Source organism: Pseudomonas sp. GD04091, assembly GCF_029836165.1.
Classification (GTDB): domain Bacteria; phylum Pseudomonadota; class Gammaproteobacteria; order Pseudomonadales; family Pseudomonadaceae; genus Aquipseudomonas.
Genome location: NZ_JAOEBG010000016.1, coordinates 90,681 through 110,154, shown reverse-complemented (window position 1 = coordinate 110,154; position 19,474 = coordinate 90,681). Strand labels below are relative to the sequence as shown.

Annotated in this window: 32 protein-coding genes; all 32 read left to right on the top strand. The window is 57.4% G+C overall.

The window, feature by feature from the left end; translation table 11 throughout:
- Window positions 1–16: 16 nt before the first annotated feature.
- The 32 genes from fusA to bfr all read left to right on the top strand — a co-directional run bounded on the left by fusA (window position 17) and on the right by bfr (window position 19,455).
- Window positions 17–2,164, top strand: a complete 2,148-nt coding sequence (gene fusA / locus N7422_RS18780; RefSeq protein ID WP_279807937.1) for an elongation factor G — start codon at window positions 17–19, stop codon at window positions 2,162–2,164.
- 27 nt (window positions 2,165–2,191) lie between these two features.
- Complete coding sequence (gene tuf, locus N7422_RS18775; protein ID WP_003255489.1) at window positions 2,192–3,385, top strand: elongation factor Tu; 1,194 nt, start codon at window positions 2,192–2,194, stop codon at window positions 3,383–3,385.
- A gap of 141 nt (window positions 3,386–3,526) precedes the next feature.
- Window positions 3,527–3,838: a 30S ribosomal protein S10 gene (gene rpsJ / locus N7422_RS18770; protein WP_003186070.1), complete on the top strand. Its 312-nt coding sequence runs from the start codon at window positions 3,527–3,529 to the stop codon at window positions 3,836–3,838.
- A gap of 80 nt (window positions 3,839–3,918) precedes the next feature.
- The gene (gene rplC / locus N7422_RS18765; RefSeq protein WP_054893562.1) at window positions 3,919–4,554 is read left to right on the top strand and encodes a 50S ribosomal protein L3; all 636 of its coding nucleotides are present in this window, start codon (window positions 3,919–3,921) and stop codon (window positions 4,552–4,554) included.
- A gap of 12 nt (window positions 4,555–4,566) precedes the next feature.
- On the top strand, window positions 4,567–5,169 hold the full coding sequence (gene rplD, locus N7422_RS18760; RefSeq protein WP_003255485.1) for a 50S ribosomal protein L4: 603 nt from the start codon (window positions 4,567–4,569) through the stop codon (window positions 5,167–5,169).
- Complete coding sequence (gene rplW / locus N7422_RS18755; RefSeq protein WP_003255484.1) at window positions 5,166–5,465, top strand: 50S ribosomal protein L23; 300 nt, start codon at window positions 5,166–5,168, stop codon at window positions 5,463–5,465. The genes rplD and rplW overlap by 4 nt, the downstream gene beginning before the upstream one ends.
- Window positions 5,466–5,479: 14 nt before the next feature.
- Window positions 5,480–6,304, top strand: a complete 825-nt coding sequence (gene rplB / locus N7422_RS18750) for a 50S ribosomal protein L2 (protein ID WP_279807936.1) — start codon at window positions 5,480–5,482, stop codon at window positions 6,302–6,304.
- 16 nt (window positions 6,305–6,320) lie between these two features.
- On the top strand, window positions 6,321–6,596 hold the full coding sequence (gene rpsS / locus N7422_RS18745) for a 30S ribosomal protein S19 (protein WP_010486981.1): 276 nt from the start codon (window positions 6,321–6,323) through the stop codon (window positions 6,594–6,596).
- 11 nt (window positions 6,597–6,607) lie between these two features.
- Window positions 6,608–6,940 (top strand): 50S ribosomal protein L22, encoded by a 333-nt coding sequence (rplV, locus tag N7422_RS18740; protein WP_003103908.1) that lies wholly within the window; start codon window positions 6,608–6,610, stop codon window positions 6,938–6,940.
- Window positions 6,941–6,953: 13 nt separating this feature from the next.
- A complete protein-coding gene (gene rpsC, locus N7422_RS18735) occupies window positions 6,954–7,640 on the top strand; it encodes a 30S ribosomal protein S3 (protein WP_003255481.1) in 687 nt (228 codons plus the stop codon).
- Window positions 7,641–7,652: 12 nt separating this feature from the next.
- Complete coding sequence (gene rplP / locus N7422_RS18730; protein WP_009397508.1) at window positions 7,653–8,066, top strand: 50S ribosomal protein L16; 414 nt, start codon at window positions 7,653–7,655, stop codon at window positions 8,064–8,066.
- Complete coding sequence (gene rpmC / locus N7422_RS18725; RefSeq protein WP_002555481.1) at window positions 8,066–8,257, top strand: 50S ribosomal protein L29; 192 nt, start codon at window positions 8,066–8,068, stop codon at window positions 8,255–8,257. The genes rplP and rpmC overlap by 1 nt, the downstream gene beginning before the upstream one ends.
- 2 nt (window positions 8,258–8,259) lie before the next feature.
- Window positions 8,260–8,526 (top strand): 30S ribosomal protein S17, encoded by a 267-nt coding sequence (gene rpsQ, locus N7422_RS18720; RefSeq protein ID WP_008089812.1) that lies wholly within the window; start codon window positions 8,260–8,262, stop codon window positions 8,524–8,526.
- 23 nt (window positions 8,527–8,549) lie between these two features.
- Window positions 8,550–8,918, top strand: a complete 369-nt coding sequence (rplN, locus tag N7422_RS18715) for a 50S ribosomal protein L14 (protein WP_008089810.1) — start codon at window positions 8,550–8,552, stop codon at window positions 8,916–8,918.
- A gap of 11 nt (window positions 8,919–8,929) precedes the next feature.
- Entirely contained in the window at window positions 8,930–9,244 is a 315-nt protein-coding gene (gene rplX, locus N7422_RS18710; RefSeq protein ID WP_279807935.1) for a 50S ribosomal protein L24, read from the top strand.
- 20 nt (window positions 9,245–9,264) lie between these two features.
- Complete coding sequence (gene rplE, locus N7422_RS18705) at window positions 9,265–9,804, top strand: 50S ribosomal protein L5 (protein WP_012316517.1); 540 nt, start codon at window positions 9,265–9,267, stop codon at window positions 9,802–9,804.
- Window positions 9,805–9,817: 13 nt separating this feature from the next.
- Entirely contained in the window at window positions 9,818–10,123 is a 306-nt protein-coding gene (gene rpsN / locus N7422_RS18700) for a 30S ribosomal protein S14 (RefSeq protein ID WP_279807934.1), read from the top strand.
- Window positions 10,124–10,333: 210 nt separating this feature from the next.
- A complete protein-coding gene (gene rpsH, locus N7422_RS18695; protein ID WP_134693400.1) occupies window positions 10,334–10,726 on the top strand; it encodes a 30S ribosomal protein S8 in 393 nt (130 codons plus the stop codon).
- A 12-nt stretch (window positions 10,727–10,738) separates the two neighbouring features.
- Window positions 10,739–11,272, top strand: coding sequence for a 50S ribosomal protein L6 (rplF, locus tag N7422_RS18690; RefSeq protein WP_279807933.1), 534 nt, complete (start codon window positions 10,739–10,741; stop codon window positions 11,270–11,272).
- Between the two features lie 10 nt (window positions 11,273–11,282).
- Window positions 11,283–11,633, top strand: coding sequence for a 50S ribosomal protein L18 (gene rplR, locus N7422_RS18685; protein WP_011531893.1), 351 nt, complete (start codon window positions 11,283–11,285; stop codon window positions 11,631–11,633).
- Window positions 11,634–11,636: 3 nt separating this feature from the next.
- The gene (rpsE, locus tag N7422_RS18680; RefSeq protein WP_023629184.1) at window positions 11,637–12,137 is read left to right on the top strand and encodes a 30S ribosomal protein S5; all 501 of its coding nucleotides are present in this window, start codon (window positions 11,637–11,639) and stop codon (window positions 12,135–12,137) included.
- A gap of 2 nt (window positions 12,138–12,139) precedes the next feature.
- Window positions 12,140–12,316 (top strand): 50S ribosomal protein L30, encoded by a 177-nt coding sequence (gene rpmD / locus N7422_RS18675; protein WP_279807932.1) that lies wholly within the window; start codon window positions 12,140–12,142, stop codon window positions 12,314–12,316.
- Between the two features lie 3 nt (window positions 12,317–12,319).
- Window positions 12,320–12,754, top strand: coding sequence for a 50S ribosomal protein L15 (gene rplO, locus N7422_RS18670; RefSeq protein WP_011531896.1), 435 nt, complete (start codon window positions 12,320–12,322; stop codon window positions 12,752–12,754).
- Window positions 12,755–14,086 (top strand): preprotein translocase subunit SecY, encoded by a 1,332-nt coding sequence (gene secY / locus N7422_RS18665; RefSeq protein ID WP_003255459.1) that lies wholly within the window; start codon window positions 12,755–12,757, stop codon window positions 14,084–14,086.
- A gap of 29 nt (window positions 14,087–14,115) precedes the next feature.
- Window positions 14,116–14,232 carry a 50S ribosomal protein L36 gene (rpmJ, locus tag N7422_RS18660; RefSeq protein ID WP_002555468.1) on the top strand — a complete coding sequence of 39 codons (117 nt, stop codon included), beginning with the start codon at window positions 14,116–14,118 and terminating at the stop codon, window positions 14,230–14,232.
- Between the two features lie 131 nt (window positions 14,233–14,363).
- Entirely contained in the window at window positions 14,364–14,720 is a 357-nt protein-coding gene (gene rpsM / locus N7422_RS18655) for a 30S ribosomal protein S13 (RefSeq protein ID WP_003255457.1), read from the top strand.
- A gap of 18 nt (window positions 14,721–14,738) precedes the next feature.
- Complete coding sequence (gene rpsK / locus N7422_RS18650) at window positions 14,739–15,128, top strand: 30S ribosomal protein S11 (RefSeq protein ID WP_003255454.1); 390 nt, start codon at window positions 14,739–14,741, stop codon at window positions 15,126–15,128.
- Window positions 15,129–15,143: 15 nt separating this feature from the next.
- Window positions 15,144–15,764 (top strand): 30S ribosomal protein S4, encoded by a 621-nt coding sequence (gene rpsD / locus N7422_RS18645; protein WP_134693401.1) that lies wholly within the window; start codon window positions 15,144–15,146, stop codon window positions 15,762–15,764.
- A 22-nt stretch (window positions 15,765–15,786) separates the two neighbouring features.
- Window positions 15,787–16,788, top strand: coding sequence for a DNA-directed RNA polymerase subunit alpha (gene rpoA / locus N7422_RS18640; protein ID WP_003255452.1), 1,002 nt, complete (start codon window positions 15,787–15,789; stop codon window positions 16,786–16,788).
- 42 nt (window positions 16,789–16,830) lie between these two features.
- Window positions 16,831–17,217 carry a 50S ribosomal protein L17 gene (rplQ, locus tag N7422_RS18635; protein WP_003255451.1) on the top strand — a complete coding sequence of 129 codons (387 nt, stop codon included), beginning with the start codon at window positions 16,831–16,833 and terminating at the stop codon, window positions 17,215–17,217.
- A 170-nt stretch (window positions 17,218–17,387) separates the two neighbouring features.
- The gene (locus N7422_RS18630) at window positions 17,388–18,827 is read left to right on the top strand and encodes a catalase (protein WP_279807931.1); all 1,440 of its coding nucleotides are present in this window, start codon (window positions 17,388–17,390) and stop codon (window positions 18,825–18,827) included.
- 163 nt (window positions 18,828–18,990) lie between these two features.
- On the top strand, window positions 18,991–19,455 hold the full coding sequence (bfr, locus tag N7422_RS18625; RefSeq protein ID WP_028690240.1) for a bacterioferritin: 465 nt from the start codon (window positions 18,991–18,993) through the stop codon (window positions 19,453–19,455).
- Window positions 19,456–19,474: the final 19 nt, after the last annotated feature.

The window sequence follows — 19,474 nt, the reverse complement described above, 5'->3', positions numbered from 1 at the left end:
TTTTTGCGAGGGCTTTATGGCTCGTACTACAGCAATTAACCGCTACCGTAACATCGGTATCTGCGCGCACGTTGATGCGGGCAAGACTACCACTACCGAGCGGATCCTGTTCTACACAGGTCTGAGCCACAAGATGGGCGAGGTGCACGACGGCGCCGCGACCACCGACTGGATGGTGCAGGAGCAGGAGCGCGGTATCACCATTACCTCCGCTGCCGTTACCACCTTCTGGAAAGGTTCCCGTGGTCAGTACGACAACTACCGCGTAAACGTCATCGATACCCCCGGCCACGTTGACTTCACCATTGAAGTTGAGCGTTCGCTGCGTGTACTCGACGGCGCGGTCGTTGTGTTCTGCGGTACCTCCGGTGTTGAGCCGCAGTCCGAAACCGTGTGGCGTCAGGCCAACAAGTACGGCGTTCCACGTGTTGTCTACGTGAACAAGATGGACCGTGCTGGTGCTAACTTCCTGCGCGTTGTCGGCCAGATCAAGAACCGCCTGGGTCACACCCCGGTTCCGGTCCAGCTGGCTATCGGTGCAGAAGATGACTTCCAGGGTCAGGTTGACCTGATCAAGATGAAGGCCATCTACTGGAACGATGACGACAAGGGCACCACCTATCGCGAGGAAGAAATTCCTGCCGATATGCTGGAGCTGGCTGAAGAGTGGCGCAGCAACATGGTCGAGGCTGCTGCCGAGGCCAACGAAGAGCTGATGAACAAGTACCTTGAAGAAGGTGACCTGTCCGTCGAAGACATCAAGGCTGGTCTGCGCGCCCGTACCCTGGCGAGCGAGATCGTTCCTGCTGTCTGCGGTTCCTCGTTCAAGAACAAGGGCGTTCCCCTGGTTCTCGACGCTGTTATCGACTTCCTGCCTGCGCCAACCGAGATTCCTGCGATCAAGGGTATCCACCCTGATCTGATCGACGTGCCGAAGGATGAAGTCACCCCAGAGCAGTACGACGAGCGTCCTGCCGACGACAACGAGCCGTTCTCGGCCCTGGCGTTCAAGATTGCCACTGACCCATTCGTGGGTACTCTGACTTTCGTCCGCGTCTACTCGGGCTTCCTGACCTCCGGTGACTCCGTCATCAACTCGGTCAAGGGCAAGAAAGAGCGCGTTGGTCGTATGGTGCAGATGCACGCCAACCAGCGTGAAGAGATCAAAGAAGTACGCGCTGGCGACATCGCTGCTCTGATCGGCATGAAGGACGTCACCACTGGTGACACCCTGTGCAACGCCGACAAGCCGATCATCCTCGAGCGTATGGACTTCCCTGAGCCGGTAATTTCGCTCTCCGTAGAGCCGAAAACCAAGGCTGACCAGGAGAAGATGGGTATCGCACTGGGCAAGCTGGCCCAGGAAGACCCGTCGTTCCGCGTCAAGACCGATGAAGAAACCGGTCAGACCATCATCTCCGGTATGGGTGAGCTGCACCTGGACATTCTCGTTGACCGCATGAAGCGCGAGTTCAACGTCGAGTGCAACGTCGGCAAGCCGCAGGTTTCGTACCGCGAGAAGATCACCAAGTCCAACGTCGAGATCGAAGGTAAGTTCGTTCGTCAGTCGGGTGGTCGTGGTCAGTTCGGTCACTGCTGGATCCGTTTCTCGGAGCCGGACGTCGACGAGAAGGGCAACATCACCGAAGGTCTGGTGTTCACCAACGAAGTCGTTGGTGGTGTGATTCCTAAGGAATTCATCGCCCCGATCCAGAAGGGTATCGAAGAGCAGATGAAGAACGGCGTTGTTGCCGGCTATCCGCTGCTCGGCCTGAAGGCTACGGTATTCGACGGTTCGTACCACGACGTCGACTCCAACGAAATGGCGTTCAAGATCGCCGCTTCGATGGCGACCAAGCAACTGGCCCAGAAGGGCGGTGGCGTGGTGCTTGAGCCGATCATGAAGGTCGAAGTTGTAACCCCGGAAGACTACCTGGGTGACGTGATGGGTGACCTGAGCCGTCGTCGTGGGATGATCCAGGGTAATGAAGACTCGGTGTCCGGCAAGGTAATCACTGCTGAGGTACCGCTCGGAGAGATGTTCGGTTACGCAACCGACGTTCGTTCCATGTCTCAGGGTCGCGCAAGCTACTCCATGGAATTCTCCAAATACGCCGAAGCTCCGTCGAACATCGTCGAAGCACTCGTTAAAAAACAAGGCTAATCCCCTTTAGGCAAGAGGTTCACTGTCGTGGCTAAAGAAAAATTTGATCGTTCCCTTCCCCACGTTAACGTCGGCACCATTGGCCACGTTGACCACGGTAAGACCACTCTGACCGCAGCTCTGACTCGCGTTTGCTCCGAAGTTTTCGGTTCGGCAATCGTTGAGTTCGACAAGATCGACTCGGCTCCGGAAGAAAAAGCGCGCGGTATCACCATCAACACCGCTCACGTTGAGTACAACTCGACCATTCGTCACTACGCTCACGTTGACTGCCCAGGTCACGCTGACTACGTGAAGAACATGATCACCGGTGCTGCCCAGATGGACGGCGCGATCCTGGTTTGCTCGGCCGCCGATGGTCCGATGCCACAAACCCGTGAGCACATCCTGCTGTCGCGTCAGGTTGGCGTTCCGTACATCGTGGTCTTCCTGAACAAGGCTGACCTGGTAGACGACGCTGAGCTGCTGGAACTGGTCGAGATGGAAGTTCGCGACCTGCTGTCCACCTACGACTTCCCAGGCGACGACACTCCGATCATCATCGGTTCGGCGCGTATGGCCCTGGAAGGCAAAGACGACAACGAAATGGGCACTACCGCTGTCAAGAAGCTGGTAGAGACTCTGGACAGCTACATTCCTGAGCCAGTTCGTGCCATCGACCAGCCGTTCCTGATGCCGATCGAAGACGTGTTCTCGATCTCGGGTCGTGGTACCGTTGTTACCGGCCGTATCGAGCGTGGTATCGTCCGCGTTCAAGACCCGCTGGAAATCGTTGGTCTGCGTGACACCACCACCACCACCTGCACCGGCGTTGAGATGTTCCGCAAGCTGCTGGACGAAGGTCGTGCTGGCGAGAACTGCGGCGTTCTGCTGCGTGGTACCAAGCGTGACGACGTTGAGCGTGGCCAGGTTCTGGTCAAGCCAGGTTCGGTCAAGCCGCACACCAAGTTCACCGCAGAAGTCTACGTCCTGTCGAAGGAAGAAGGCGGCCGTCACACTCCGTTCTTCAAAGGCTACCGTCCTCAGTTCTACTTCCGTACCACTGACGTGACCGGTAACTGCGAACTGCCGGAAGGCGTTGAGATGGTAATGCCAGGTGACAACATTCAGATGACTGTCACCCTGATCAAGACCATCGCGATGGAAGACGGTCTGCGCTTCGCCATCCGTGAAGGCGGTCGTACCGTCGGCGCCGGCGTCGTAGCCAAAATCATCGAGTAATCACTCGATCGATTGAAAAAGCCCCCGCTCAGCGGGGGCTTTTTTTATTGGGTTGACACTAAATAGGGGCGTCTATAGAATCACGCCTCCTTTTAACGGGCGTAGTGCGCCCGATGGGAACAGCCTGGAGTCTGAAATCCAATGCAAAATCAGCAAATCCGTATCAGGTTGAAGGCTTTCGACCATCGCCTGATCGACCAATCCACCCAGGAAATCGTGGAAACCGCGAAACGTACTGGTGCACAAGTGCGTGGTCCAATTCCACTGCCAACCCGCAAAGAGCGTTTCACCGTTCTGGTCTCCCCGCACGTCAACAAAGACGCGCGTGACCAGTACGAGATTCGCACTCATAAGCGTGTTCTGGACATCGTCCAGCCGACGGATAAAACCGTTGACGCGCTGATGAAGCTTGATCTCGCGGCAGGCGTGGAAGTGCAGATCAGCCTCGGCTAAGACTTCGGTCTGGTCGTGTAACGCTCTGAAATGGGCGGCCATAGCGGGTGAAAGCCCCGTACACTCATGAGGTTTACAACATGACTATTGGTGTAGTCGGTCGTAAATGCGGTATGACCCGTATTTTCACCGAAGAAGGTGTCTCCATTCCGGTCACGGTCATCGAGATCGAGCCGAATCGCGTCACCCAGTTCAAAACTGAAGAAACCGATGGCTACCGTGCAGTGCAAGTCACTGTCGGCGAGCGTCGTGCTTCGCGTGTGACTGCCGCTCAGGCAGGTCACTTCGCCAAGGCTAACGTTGCCGCTGGTCGCGGTGTCTGGGAGTTCCGTCTTGAAGAAGGCGATTTCCAGGCTGGCGATCTGATCAAAGCTGAACTCTTCACTGCAGGCCAGCTGGTAGACGTAACCGGTCAGTCCAAAGGTAAAGGCTTCGCCGGTACCATCAAGCGTTGGAACTTCCGTGGTCAGGACAACACCCACGGTAACTCCGTATCGCACCGTGTCCCTGGCTCCATCGGCCAGTGCCAGACTCCTGGTCGTGTATTCAAGGGCAAAAAAATGTCCGGTCACATGGGCGCCGAGCGCGTGACTGTTCAGTCCCTGGAAGTAGTACGCGTAGACGCTGAACGCAACCTGCTGCTGATCAAGGGTGCCGTCCCAGGCGCTACTGGCGGCGACGTGGTCGTGCGTCCGGCTGTCAAGGCTCGCGGTTAAGGGGAAACTGACATGCAACTTAATGTAAATGACGCTCAGGCGATCGAAGTTTCCGAACTGACCTTCGGTGGCGAATTCAACGAGACGCTGGTACACCAAGCAGTCGTGGCCTACATGGCCGGCGGCCGTCAGGGCACCAAGCAGCAGAAGACCCGTTCTGACGTGGCCGGTGGCGGTAAGCGCCCATGGCGTCAGAAAGGTACTGGCCGTGCTCGTGCCGGTACTACCCGTGGTCCGATCTGGCGTGGCGGTGGTGTTACCTTCGCAGCTCGTCCTCAGGATCACTCGCAGAAGCTCAACAAGAAGATGTATCGCGCAGCCCTGCGCTCCATCCTCGCCGAGCTGGTGCGTAGCGACCGTCTGGTCGTGGTTCAGGACTTCGCTGTTGAAGCCCCGAAAACCAAAGATCTGCTGAACAAGCTGAACGGCATGGGTCTGAGCGATGTTCTGATCGTTTCCGACGCTGTTGATCAGAATCTGTACCTGGCTGCTCGTAACCTGCCGCACGTCGACGTACGTGACGTTCAAGGTTCCGACCCGGTCAGTCTGATCGCATACGAGAAAGTGTTGATCACTGTCTCGGCCGTGAAGAAATTCGAGGAGCTGCTGGGATGAACCAGGAACGCGTATTCAAAGTCCTCCTTGGCCCGCACGTTTCCGAGAAGGCTACCGTTCTGGCTGAGAAGAAAGGCCAGTTCGTATTCAAGGTTGCTACCGATGCAACCAAGCTGGAAATCAAGAAAGCTGTCGAAGGCCTGTTCAACGTAAAAGTTGAAAACGTGTCGACTGTCAACGTTCTGGGTAAAACCAAGCGTACCGCACGTGGTCTGGGCAAGCGCAATGACTGGAAGAAGGCGATCGTCTCCCTTCAGCCAGGCCAAGATCTCGATTTCAGCAGCAGTGCTGAGTAAGGAAGGGGTGCATCATGGCAATCGTTAAATGCAAACCGACTTCCCCTGGCCGCCGTTTTGTGGTCAAGGTGGTCAACAAGGAGCTGCACAAAGGCGCTCCTCACGCACCGCTGCTCGAGAAAAAATCGAAGTCTGGTGGTCGTAACAACAATGGCCGCATCACCACTCGTCACGTTGGTGGTGGTCATAAGCAGCATTACCGTCTGGTCGACTTCCGTCGCAACGACAAGGATGGCATTCCAGCCACCGTCGAGCGTATCGAATACGACCCGAACCGTACTGCTCACATCGCCCTGCTGTGCTACGCAGACGGCGAGCGTCGCTACATCATCGCCCCTAAAGGCGTGAGTGCTGGCGACCAGCTGATCGCAGGTGCCCTGGCCCCAATCAAGGCCGGTAACTCCCTGCAGCTGCGCAACATCCCAGTAGGTAGCACCGTTCACGGCATCGAACTGAAGCCGGGTAAAGGTGCTCAGATCGCTCGTTCCGCTGGTGCTTCCGCTCAGCTGATCGCGCGTGAAGGCGTCTACGTGACCCTGCGTCTTCGCTCTGGCGAAATGCGTAAAGTACTGGCTGAGTGCCGTGCGACCCTGGGCGAAGTCTCGAACTCCGAGCACAGCCTGCGTTCGCTGGGTAAAGCTGGTGCCAAACGCTGGCGCGGCGTTCGCCCAACCGTTCGTGGTGTTGCCATGAACCCGGTTGACCACCCGCATGGTGGTGGTGAAGGTCGTACCTCCGGTGGTCGTCATCCGGTATCGCCATGGGGCTTCCCAACCAAGGGTGCGAAAACCCGTGGTAATAAGCGTACCGACAAAATGATCGTCCGTCGTCGCAAGTAACTAGAGGGATACGACAGTGCCACGTTCTCTGAAAAAAGGTCCTTTTATCGATCTTCACCTGCTGAAGAAGATCGAAGTGGCGGTGGAGAAGAACGATCGCAAGCCAGTTAAAACCTGGTCGCGCCGTTCGATGATCCTGCCACAAATGGTCGGTCTGACCATCGCGGTACATAACGGTCGCCAACACGTCCCCGTTCTCGTGAACGAAGACATGGTCGGCCACAAACTGGGCGAGTTCGCCGGTACCCGCACCTATCGCGGGCACGTGGCTGACAAGAAAGCCAAGCGTTAAGGGGTAAGGAAATGGAAGTAGCCGCTAAGTTGTCGGGCGCTCGAATCTCCGCCCAGAAAGCCCGCTTGGTCGCCGACCAGATCCGCGGGAAGAAGGTGGGCGAAGCGCTCAACCTGTTGGCCTTCAGCAGCAAAAAAGCCGCTGAAATCATGAAGAAAGTCCTCGAGTCGGCCGTTGCCAACGCCGAACACAACGAAGGCGCAGACGTTGATGACCTGAAGGTCTCCACCGTCTTCGTCAACGAAGGGCGTTCGCTGAAGCGCATCATGCCACGTGCCAAGGGCCGTGCTGATCGCATCGTCAAGCGGTCTTGCCATATCACTGTCAAGGTTGCGGACAAGTAACGGAGTCGATCAGATGGGTCAGAAAGTACATCCCACTGGCATTCGCCTGGGAATCGTCAAGGAGCACACCTCCGTCTGGTATGCAGACGGCGCTACTTACGCAGATTACCTGTTGAAGGATCTGAAAACGCGTGAGTACCTCCAAGACAAACTAAAAAGCGCGTCCGTAAGCCGTATCGATATCCATCGTCCGGCTCAAACTGCACGCATCACCATCCACACCGCTCGTCCCGGTATCGTTATCGGCAAGAAAGGTGAAGATGTTGAGAAACTGCGTCAGGACCTGACCAAGCAGATGGGTGTGCCTGTGCACATCAACATCGAAGAGATCCGCAAGCCGGAGCTCGACGCCATGCTGGTTGCTCAGAGCGTTGCCCAGCAGCTGGAGCGCCGCGTTATGTTCCGTCGCGCCATGAAGCGCGCCGTGCAGAACGCCATGCGTATTGGTGCCAAGGGCATCAAGATCCAGGTGAGCGGTCGTCTCGGCGGTGCCGAGATCGCACGTACCGAGTGGTATCGCGAAGGTCGTGTGCCTCTGCACACCCTGCGTGCCGATATCGACTACAACACCTACGAAGCTCACACCACCTATGGTGTGATCGGTGTCAAGGTTTGGATCTTCAAAGGCGAAGTGATTGGTGGTCGCCAGGAAGAGCTGAAGCCTCAAGCACCAGCGCCTCGTAAAAAAGCTGCTAAGTAAGGGGTACGCCAAATGTTGCAACCAAAGCGTACAAAATTCCGCAAGCAGATGACTGGCCACAACCGTGGTCTGGCACTGCGCGGTAGCAAGGTCAGCTTCGGCGAATTCGCTCTGAAAGCTGTCGCTCGCGGTCGTCTCACCGCTCGCCAGATCGAGTCGGCACGTCGTGCCCTGACCCGTCACGTAAAACGTGGCGGCAAGATCTGGATCCGTGTATTCCCGGATAAGCCGGTTACCAAGAAGCCTCTCGAAGTGCGGATGGGTAAAGGTAAGGGTTCCGTGGAGTACTGGGTTGCCCAGATCCAGCCAGGCAAAGTCCTGTACGAGATCGAGGGTGTTTCTGAAGAGCTGGCGCGCGAAGCTTTCGCCCTGGCTGCTGCAAAGCTGCCTCTCGCCACCTCCTTTGTTAAGCGGACGGTGATGTGATGAAAGCGAATGAACTTCGTGAAAAATCGGCACAGCAACTGAATGAGCAACTGCTCGGCTTGCTGCGCGACCAGTTCAATCTGCGCATGCAGAAAGCAACTGGCCAGTTGGGGCAGTCGCACCTGCTCTCGCAAGTTAAGCGTGACATCGCTCGCGTGAAAACTGTGCTCAACCAGCAGGCAGGTAAGTGATCATGGCTGAAGCTGAAAAAACCGTCCGTACGCTGACTGGCCGTGTCGTCAGCGACAAAATGGACAAGACCATCACCGTTCTGATCGAGCGTCGCGTAAAGCACCCGATCTACGGTAAATACGTTAAGCGTTCGACTAAGCTGCACGCGCACGACGAATCCAACCAGTGCAAGATCGGCGACAAGGTTTCCATCCGTGAAACCCGTCCGCTGGCCAAGACCAAGTCCTGGGCACTGGTTGAAGTCCTCGAACGCGCTGTTGAAGTCTAAGGGCTAGGGGTCGGAGAAATTTTATGATTCAGACTCAATCCATGCTCGATGTGGCCGATAACAGCGGCGCTCGTCGCGTCATGTGCATCAAGGTGCTCGGCGGTTCCCACCGCCGTTACGCCGGCATCGGTGACATCATCAAGGTAACCGTCAAGGAAGCGATTCCGCGCGGTAAGGTCAAGAAAGGCCAGGTGATGACCGCTGTTGTCGTCCGTACCCGTCACGGTGTACGTCGCGCTGACGGTTCCATCATTCGTTTCGACGGTAACGCTGCTGTTCTGCTGAACACCAAGCAAGAGCCGATCGGCACTCGCATCTTCGGGCCAGTGACCCGTGAACTTCGTACCGAGAAGTTCATGAAGATCGTTTCGCTCGCCCCTGAAGTGCTCTAAGGAGATCCGACATGCAAAAGATTCGTCGTGACGACGAGATCATCGTGATCGCCGGCAAAGACAAAGGTAAGCGCGGTAAGGTGCTGAAGGTGCTCGCTGATGACCGTCTGGTCATCGGTGGTGTCAACCTGGTCAAGCGCCACACCAAGCCTAACCCGATGGCGGGCGTCCAGGGCGGTATCGTCGAGAAAGAAGCGCCTCTGCACGCTTCCAACGTTGCCATCTTCAACAGCGAAACCAACAAGGCTGATCGCGTTGGCTTCAAAGTAGAAGACGGTAAAAAAATTCGTGTCTTCAAGTCGACCCAAAAAGCGGTTGATGCTTGAACACTGCTAGGTAGAAGACCATGGCACGACTGAAAGAGATTTACCGGAACGAAATCGCTCCTAAGCTTAAGGAAGAACTTAAGCTGTCGAACGTGATGGAAGTTCCGCGCGTTACCAAAATCACCCTGAACATGGGTCTGGGCGAAGCCATCGGTGACAAGAAAGTCATCGAGCACGCTGTTGCCGATCTGGAAAAGATCACCGGTCAAAAGCCGGTCGTGACCTTCGCTCGTAAATCCATCGCGGGCTTCAAAGTCCGTGAGGGTTGGCCGATCGGTGTCAAGGTGACCCTGCGTCGCGAAAAGATGTACGAGTTCCTGGACCGCCTGCTGGCGATCTCCCTGCCACGGGTTCGCGACTTCCGCGGCCTGAATGCCAAGTCCTTCGACGGTCGTGGCAACTACAGCATGGGCGTGAAAGAGCAGATCATCTTCCCGGAAATCGATTACGACAAGATCGATGCTCTGCGCGGTTTGGACATCACCCTGACCACCACTGCTCGTTCGGACGACGAAGGCCGCGCTCTGCTGCGTGCTTTCAAGTTCCCGTTCCGCAACTGATTGGAGTAGGAAAATGGCCAAGAAGAGCATGAAGAACCGCGAGCTGAAGCGTCAGCTCACGGTAGCCAAGTACGCCAAAAAGCGTGCCGAGCTGAAAGCGACCATCGTCAACCTGAACGCCTCTCCTGAAGAGCGCTTCGCTGCCGTTGTCGCCCTGCAGAAGCAACCACGTGACGCCAGCGCCTCGCGCCTGCGTAACCGTTGCCGCATCACCGGCCGTCCGCACGGCGTGTACCGCAAGTTCGGCCTCGGCCGTAACAAGCTGCGCGAAGCCGCCATGCGTGGTGACGTGCCAGGTCTGGTCAAGGCCAGCTGGTAATCCCGGTTGGCGTGACCACCGACGGAAGGGGAGCGATCTTCCGACCGTCGGTGACCTCGCAACGAAACAAGCCCCTATATGGGGCTTGTTTCGTTTCTGCCTTGTGTCTAGAATGACCGGCTCACCTGAGCCTGGGTTTTTTGCCCTGCCTGCCCGGGTGGTTGTGATAGCCGCAAGGCTAATAATTCTTGTATCAGGAGCATCTAGCCCATGAGTATGCAGGACCCGTTAGCGGACATGCTAACTCGCATCCGTAATGCCCAGATGGCTGAAAAGTCTGTCGTAAGCATGCCTTCTTCCACCCTGAAGGTCGCGGTTGCCAAAGTACTGAAAGACGAAGGCTACATCGCTGGCTACGAAGTCACCGGCGAAGCCAAGCCTTCCCTGTCGATCGAACTGAAGTACTTCGAAGGCCGTCCGGTCATCGAGGAACTGAAGCGTACCAGCCGTCCTGGCCTGCGCCAGTACAAGGCCGTCACTGAGCTGCCGAAAGTACGTGGCGGCCTGGGCGTGTCTATCGTCTCCACCAACAAAGGTGTGATGACTGACCGCGCTGCGCGCGCTGCCGGTGTCGGCGGCGAAGTTCTGTGCACAGTGTTCTAAGGGGAGATAGGCATGTCTCGCGTCGCTAAGAACCCCGTTAAGCTGCCAGCAGGCGTCGAAGTCAAATTCGCCGGCCAGCAGCTTTCGGTGAAGGGTGCCAAGGGCACTCTCGAACTGAACGTTCACTCGTCTGTTGAAGTTACCGAAGAAGCTGGTGAGCTGCGTTTCTCCGCTCGCAACGGTGACCAGCAAGCTCGCGCCATGGCCGGTACCACCCGCGCCCTGGTGAACAACATGGTCCAGGGCGTAAGCCAAGGCTTCGAGCGCAAGCTCCAGCTGGTCGGTGTTGGTTACAAGGCTCAGGCCAAGGGCACTGTCCTGAACCTGGCTCTGGGCTTCTCGCACCCAGTGGACTACGAACTGCCAGCCGGTATCACTGCTGAAACCCCAAGCCAGACCGACATCCTGATCAAGGGTATCGACAAGCAGCTGGTGGGTCAGGTGGCCGCTGAAGTCCGCGCCTTCCGTCCGCCAGAGCCTTACAAGGGCAAGGGTGTGCGTTACGCGGACGAAGTAGTCCGTCGTAAAGAAGCCAAGAAGAAGTAGGGCCTAGCAAATGACCGACAAAAAAGTTACTCGACTGCGTCGCGCTCGCAAAGCACGCCTGAAAATGCACGAGCTCGAAGCCGTGCGTCTGTGCGTGTTCCGCTCCTCGCAGCACATCTATGCCCAGGTCATTTCGGCCGACGGCAGCAAGGTTCTGGCAAGCGCCTCGACCTTGGACAAAGAACTGCGTGATGGCGCCACCGGCAACATCGACGCGGCCACTAAGGTTGGCAAGCTGGTAGCTGAGCGTGCGAAAGCCGCCGGTGTATCTCAAGTTGCCTTTGACCGTTCCGGCTTCAAGTACCACGGCCGCGTCAAAGCGCTGGCTGATGCTGCTCGTGAAGGCGGGCTGGAGTTCTAAGTTATGGCAAATAACGATCAAAAGCGCGACGAAGGCTACATCGAGAAGCTGGTTCAAGTTAACCGCGTAGCCAAAACCGTTAAAGGCGGCCGTATCTTCACCTTCACCGCGCTGACCGTGGTGGGTGATGGCAAGGGTCGTGTTGGCTTTGGCCGTGGCAAATCGCGCGAAGTACCAGCCGCGATCCAGAAAGCCATGGAAGCTGCTCGTCGCAACATGATTCAGGTCGACCTGAAAGGCACCACCCTGCAGTACGCCACCAAGGCCGCCCACGGCGCCTCGAAGGTCTACATGCAGCCTGCGTCGGAAGGTACCGGTATCATCGCCGGCGGCGCAATGCGTGCCGTCCTGGAAGTTGCTGGCGTTCAGAACGTTCTGGCCAAGTGCTACGGTTCGACCAACCCGGTGAACGTGGTTCACGCCACCTTCAAGGGTCTGAAAGCCATGCAATCCCCTGAGTCCATTGCTGCCAAGCGCGGCAAGACTGTCGAGGAGATCATCTGATCATGGCAACCATCAAAGTAACGCTGATCAAGAGCGTCTCGGGCCGTCTGCCTAACCACAAGCTGTGTGTTAAAGGCCTGGGTCTGCGTCGCATCGGTCACACTGTAGAAGTCCAGGATACTCCCGAGAACCGCGGGATGATCAACAAGGCCTACTACATGCTGAAGGTCGAGGGTTAATCGATGAAACTCAATGATCTGAGTCCAGCGCCGGGTTCCCGTCGCGAGAAGCACCGTCCGGGTCGTGGTATCGGTAGCGGTCTGGGTAAGACCGGTGGCCGTGGCCACAAAGGTCAGACCTCCCGTTCCGGTGGTTCCATTGCTCCAGGCTTCGAAGGCGGTCAACAGCCGCTGCACCGTCGCCTGCCGAAGTTCGGCTTCGTTTCCCTGAAAGCCATGGACCGCGCCGAAGTGCGTCTGTCCGAGCTGGCCAAGGTGGAAGGCGATCTGATCACCGTTCAGTCCCTCAAGGACGCCAACGTGATCGGTCAGCACGTACAGCGCGTGAAAATCATGCTGTCGGGCGAAGTCACTCGCGCAGTCACCCTCAAGGGTATCGCCGTCACCAAAGGTGCACGTGCGGCTATCGAAGCAGCTGGCGGCAAGTTCGAGGAATAAATGGCTAAGCAAGGTGCTCTCTCTTCGCTCGGTAAGGGCGGGATGTCGGAACTCTGGGCTCGTCTGCGCTTTCTGTTCATGGCGATCATCGTCTATCGGATTGGCGCGCACATCCCGGTACCAGGCATTAACCCGGACCGTCTCGCGGATCTGTTCCGGCAGAATGAGGGGACCATTCTTAGCTTGTTCAACATGTTTTCCGGCGGCGCGCTGGAGCGCATGAGCATCTTTGCACTGGGGATCATGCCGTACATCTCGGCGTCGATCATCATGCAGCTCATGACCGCTGTCAGCCCGCAGCTGGAGCAGTTGAAGAAGGAAGGTGAAGCTGGCCGTCGCAAGATCAGCCAGTACACCCGCTACGGCACCGTTATCCTGGCGCTGGTTCAAGCCATTGGCATGTCCATTGGCCTGGCCAACCAGGGCGTGGCGTTTTCTGCTGGTCTCGGCTTCCATGTCGTCGCTGTCTCCACCTTCGTGGCGGGCGCGATGTTCATGATGTGGCTGGGCGAGCAGATCACCGAGCGCGGTGTGGGCAACGGTATCTCGATGTTGATCTTCGCAGGTATCGTTGCCGGTCTTCCGAGAGCAATCGGGCAGTCTTTCGAGTCTGCGCGTACGGGCGATATCAATATCTTCGCCCTGGTCGCTATCGGTTTGCTGGCAGTAGCGATTATCGGTTTCGTGGTGTTCATTGAGCGTGGTCAGCGTCGTATCGCCGTTCACTACGCCAAGCGTCAGCAGGGCCGCAAGGTCTTCGCTGCGCAGACCAGCCACTTGCCGCTGAAGGTGAACATGGCGGGCGTGATTCCGGCCATTTTCGCGAGCAGCATCTTGCTGTTCCCGGCTTCGCTGGGTGCCTGGTTCGGTCAGTCCGAAGGTATGGGCTGGCTGCAGGACATCTCGCAGTCGATCGCTCCTGGTCAGCCGTTGAACATTCTGCTGTTTAGTGCAGGGATCATTTTCTTCTGCTTCTTCTACACAGCGTTGATGTTCAACCCGAAAGACGTAGCGGAAAACCTGAAGAAGTCCGGTGCCTTTATTCCGGGTATCCGTCCTGGTGAGCAGTCGGCGCGCTACATTGATGGCGTTCTGACCCGTTTGACCATGTTCGGTGCTCTTTACATGATGGCCGTCTGCCTTCTGCCCCAGTTCCTGGTGGTGGCAGCAAACGTGCCGTTCTACCTTGGCGGGACCTCGTTGCTGATTGTGGTAGTGGTTGTGATGGACTTCATGTCCCAAGTACAATCGCACCTCGTTTCGCACCAGTACGAATCCCTGATGAAGAAAGCCAACCTGAAAGGCTACGGTGGCAGCGGTCTGCTGCGCTGATAGGCCTCCTAAGGTTCGAGGAGTCGGTAATGAAAGTTCGTGCATCGGTGAAAAAGCTGTGCCGCAACTGCAAGATCATTCGTCGCGAAGGCGTCGTTCGCGTGATCTGCAGCGCGGAACCGCGTCACAAGCAGCGCCAAGGCTGAGTGTGATCCGCGTTTCAAACCCAGCAGCTAGTGTGCTGCTGGGTTGATTATTCGTTTCTACAGCGATATTATCTCGCGCCCTATTTCTTGGCTTCCGGGGCGTAGGTAGCTGTCAATTGGAGTCCCACTGAATGGCCCGTATTGCAGGCGTCAACATTCCAGATAACAAGCATACTGTTATCTCGCTGACCTACATCTATGGTGTCGGTCGCACTACTGCACAGAAAATCTGTGCAGACGCTGGTGTAAACCCAGCCGCAAAGATCAAGGATCTGAGCGACGAGCAAATCGAAACCCTGCGTGGCGAAGTCGCGAAGTTCACCACCGAAGGTGACCTGCGTCGTGACATCAACATGAAGATCAAGCGCTTGATGGACCTGGGTTGCTACCGCGGCCTGCGTCATCGTAAAGGTCTGCCGGTTCGCGGTCAGCGCACCAAGACCAACGCACGCACCCGTAAGGGCCCGCGTAAGCCGATCCGCAAGTAATCGCCCAGGAATATAGACATGGCAAAACCTGCTGCTCGTCCTCGTAAGAAAGTCAAAAAGACAGTGGTTGATGGCATCGCCCACATCCATGCGTCTTTCAACAACACCATCGTGACCATCACCGACCGTCAGGGCAACGCACTGTCCTGGGCTACTTCCGGTGGTTCGGGTTTCCGTGGTTCGCGCAAATCCACCCCGTTCGCAGCTCAGATCGCTGCCGAGCGTGCTGGTCAAGCTGCGCTGGAATACGGTCTGAAGAACCTCGACGTCAACGTCAAGGGTCCAGGTCCAGGTCGTGAGTCCGCCGTTCGTGCACTGAACAGCTGCGGCTACAAGATCGCCAGCATCACCGACGTGACGCCAATCCCGCACAACGGGTGCCGTCCGCCGAAGAAGCGTCGCGTGTAATCAGGAGACAGATAAATGGCACGTTACATTGGTCCAAAATGCAAACTGTCTCGCCGTGAAGGCACTGACCTGTTCCTGAAGAGCGGCGTTCGCGCTCTGGAATCGAAGTGCAACATCGAAGCAGCCCCAGGTATCCACGGCCAGCGCCGTGGCCGTCAGTCCGACTACGGTACCCAGCTGCGCGAGAAACAAAAAGTCCGTCGTATCTACGGTGTACTGGAGCGTCAATTCCGCGGTTACTACCAAGCGGCAGCCTCGAAAAAAGGCGCCACCGGTGAGAACCTGCTGCAGATGCTCGAGTGCCGTCTGGACAACGTCGTTTACCGTATGGGCTTCGGTTCCACCCGTTCCGAGTCCCGTCAGCTGGTTTCGCACAAAGCGATCAGCGTCAACGGCAAGACCGTAAACATTCCATCCTACCAAGTTCGTCCGGGTGACGTGGTCGCAGTTCGCGAGAAGTCGCTGAACCAGCTGCGCATTGTTCAAGCCCTTGAACTGTGCGCACAGCGTGGCCGCGTTGAGTGGGTTGACGTGGATGCTGCTAAGAAGTCGGGCGTTTTCAAGAACGTTCCTGCTCGTAGCGACCTGTCCGCCGACATCAACGAAAACCTGATTGTCGAGCTCTACTCCAAGTAAGGGCTAGAAAATAGGTGCATCCATGCAGATTTCGGTAAATGAGTTTCTGACACCCCGCCACATCGATGTGCAGGTTGTCAGTCCAACCCGCGCCAAGATCACGCTCGAGCCTCTCGAGCGTGGCTTCGGCCATACCCTGGGCAACGCGCTGCGCCGCATCCTGTTGTCCTCCATGCCTGGCTGTGCAGTAGTCGAGGCCGAGATCGATGGCGTACTCCACGAGTACTCCGCGATCGAAGGTGTACAGGAAGACGTCATTGAAATCCTGTTGAACCTGAAAGGCCTGGCTATCAAGCTGCACGGTCGTGACGAAGTTACGCTGACCTTGTCGAAAAAGGGTTCGGGGGTGGTTACCGCTGCCGATATTCAGCTGGATCACGATGTCGAGATCGTCAACCCCGATCACGTAATCGCGAACCTGGCGTCCAACGGCGCCCTGAACATGAAGCTCACCGTAGCTCGTGGTCGCGGTTACGAGCCGGCCGACTCCCGTCAGACCGACGAGGACGAAAGCCGCAGCATTGGCCGTCTTCAGCTGGACGCTTCGTTCAGCCCGGTGCGTCGTATCGCCTACGTGGTCGAGAACGCCCGTGTTGAACAGCGTACCAACCTGGACAAGCTGGTCATCGATCTGGAGACCAATGGCACCCTGGATCCTGAAGAGGCCATTCGCCGCGCCGCGACCATCCTGCAACAGCAGCTGGCCGCGTTCGTCGACCTCAAGGGTGACAGCGAGCCGGTCGTGGTCGAGCAGGAAGACGAGATCGATCCGATCCTGCTGCGCCCGGTTGACGACCTGGAACTGACCGTACGTTCGGCCAACTGCCTCAAGGCGGAGAACATCTACTACATCGGCGACCTGATTCAGCGTACCGAAGTAGAGCTGTTGAAGACTCCTAACCTGGGCAAGAAGTCCCTGACTGAAATCAAGGACGTCCTGGCCTCCCGTGGTCTGTCTCTCGGCATGCGCCTCGACAACTGGCCGCCTGCAAGTCTTAAGAAAGACGACAAGGCGACTGCCTGATCGTCGTAATCACCGAACGTAGTGTTTGGTAAGGAATGAATCATGCGTCATCGTAAAAGTGGACGTCACCTGAGCCGTACCAGCTCTCACCGCAAGGCTATGTTCCAGAACATGGCAGTGTCGCTGATCGAGCACGAGCTGATCAAAACCACCCTGCCGAAAGCCAAGGAACTGCGCCGCGTTGCCGAGCCGCTGATCACCCTGGCCAAGGAAGACAGCGTAGCTAACCGTCGTCTGGCCTTCGACCGTACCCGTTCGAAGTCCGCCGTTGGCAAACTGTTCAACGATCTGGGCAAGCGTTACGCCACCCGTCAGGGCGGCTACCTGCGCATCCTGAAGTGCGGTTTCCGCGCTGGCGACAACGCGCCTATGGCGTACGTCGAGCTGGTTGATCGTCCGGTCGGTGGTGCTGTAGAAGCTGCCGAGTAAGACGTTCTGTCTGCTACAAGAAACCGGGCCCTGGCCCGGTTTTTTGTTGTCTTATGAATTGTTATTTTCTATTGATGCAAGTCATGTAATGAATTTGTTCTTGTAACCTTGCTCGACAATACTCTCTCCAAGCCGATTAGCCGGCAGTTCAAGACCGATAAGGAGAGCCCATGAGCAAGATTCTCACTACCGCCAGCGGTGCACCTGTAGCTGACAACCAGAACTCCCGTTCCGCCGGCCCGCGCGGCCCGCTGCTGCTCGATGACTTTCATCTGATCGAGAAGCTGGCCCATTTCAATCGCGAGAACATTCCTGAGCGCCGCGTGCATGCCAAGGGCTCGGGCGCCTACGGCACCTTCACCGTCACCCGCGACATCACCGAGCTGACCAGCGCCAAGCTGTTCGACAGCGTTGGCAAGCAGACCGAGACGTTCCTGCGCTTCTCTACCGTAGGCGGTGAGCGCGGCTCCGCGGACACCGAGCGTGATCCGCGCGGATTCGCCGTCAAGTTCTACACCGAGGAAGGCAACTGGGACATCGTCGGCAACAACACCCCCGTGTTCTTCATACGCGACCCCTTGAAGTTCCCCGATTTCATTCATACCCAGAAACGTCATCCGCAGAGCAACCTGAAGAACGCGCAGATGATGTGGGACTTCTGGTCGCATTCACCCGAGGCGTTGCACCAGGTCACCATCCTGTTCTCCGATCGAGGTATTCCGGATGGCTACCGTCACATGCACGGATTTGGCAGCCACACCTACAGCCTGATCAATGCCAAAGGCGAGCGCACCTGGGTCAAGTGGCACTTCAAGACCCAGCAGGGCATCAAGAACCTGGCCCCGGCCGACGCCGCGCGCCTGGCCGGCAGCGACCCGGACTACGCTCAGCGTGACCTGTTCGAGGCCATCGAGCGTGGCGACTTCCCGCGCTGGACGGTGTGCATCCAGGTGATGAGCGAAGCCGAGGCCGCCAGCCGCGACGAAAACCCCTTCGATGTGACCAAGACCTGGTCGCAGAAGGACTACCCGCTGATCGAAGTCGGCATGTTGGAACTCAATCGCAACCCGCTCAACTACTTTGCCGAGGTCGAGCAAGCCGCGTTCGGCCCAAGCAATATGGTGCCGGGGGTTGGCCTGTCGCCGGACCGCATGTTGCAGGGGCGCGTGTTCGCCTATGCCGATGCGCACCGCTACCGTGTGGGCACCAACCATCAGCAGCTGCCGGTCAATGCGCCTCGCTGCCCGGTGAACAGCTACCAGCGCGACGGCTCCATGGCCACGGGTGCCTACGGCAGTGCCCCGAACTACGAGCCCAATAGCTACACGGATGCACCGAAGCAGTCGCCACGCCATGCGGAGCCCGCGCTGGCGCTGAACGGCTCGGCGGATCGCTACGATCACCGCGAGGACAACGACTACTACAGCCATGCGGGGGCGCTGTTCCGTCTGATGAACGACGAGCAGAAGGCGCTGCTGATCAACAACATCGCCGGCACCCTCGCCGGGGTCAGCGAGGATGTGGTGCAGCGTCAGTTGCAGCACTTCTTCAAGGCGGACCCGGCCTACGGAGAGGGGATCACCAAGGCGTTGGGCCTGAATCTCGCCTAAGTCGAAGTGATAAGAAGAACCGCCCTCATTTGGGCGGTTTTTCAATGAATATCACTACTGTTTAACCGATTTTTTGCTTCCGATTGCGCGTTTTTCAGTGACCACGAGCAAAACCTGGTTCACACTATGTGGCATTGACGTATTCACAGGGAGAAGCAGGGCGATGCAAGGTCACCCGGACGTAATCAACTATCTCGTCACGTTGCTGAAGGGCGAACTGGCAGCACGCGATCAGTACTTCATTCACTCGCGGATGTACGAAGACTGGGGCCTGACCAAGCTCTACGAACGTATCAACCACGAGATGGAAGAAGAGACCCAGCATGCCGACGCCCTGATGCGCCGTATCCTCATGCTCGAAGGCACGCCCGACATGCGTGCGGACGACCTGGAGGTGGGCAGTACCGTGCCGGAAATGATCGAGGCCGATCTCAAGCTCGAGTACAAGGTCCGTGCCGCGCTGTGCAAGGGCATCGAGCTGTGCGAGCTGCACAAGGACTACATCAGCCGTGACATCCTGCGCGCGCAGTTGGCGGATACCGAAGAGGATCACACCTACTGGCTGGAGAAGCAGCAGGGGCTGATCAAGGCCATTGGCCTCGAGAACTACCTGCAGTCGCAGATGTAAAAGCTGGGGGCTGCGTTGC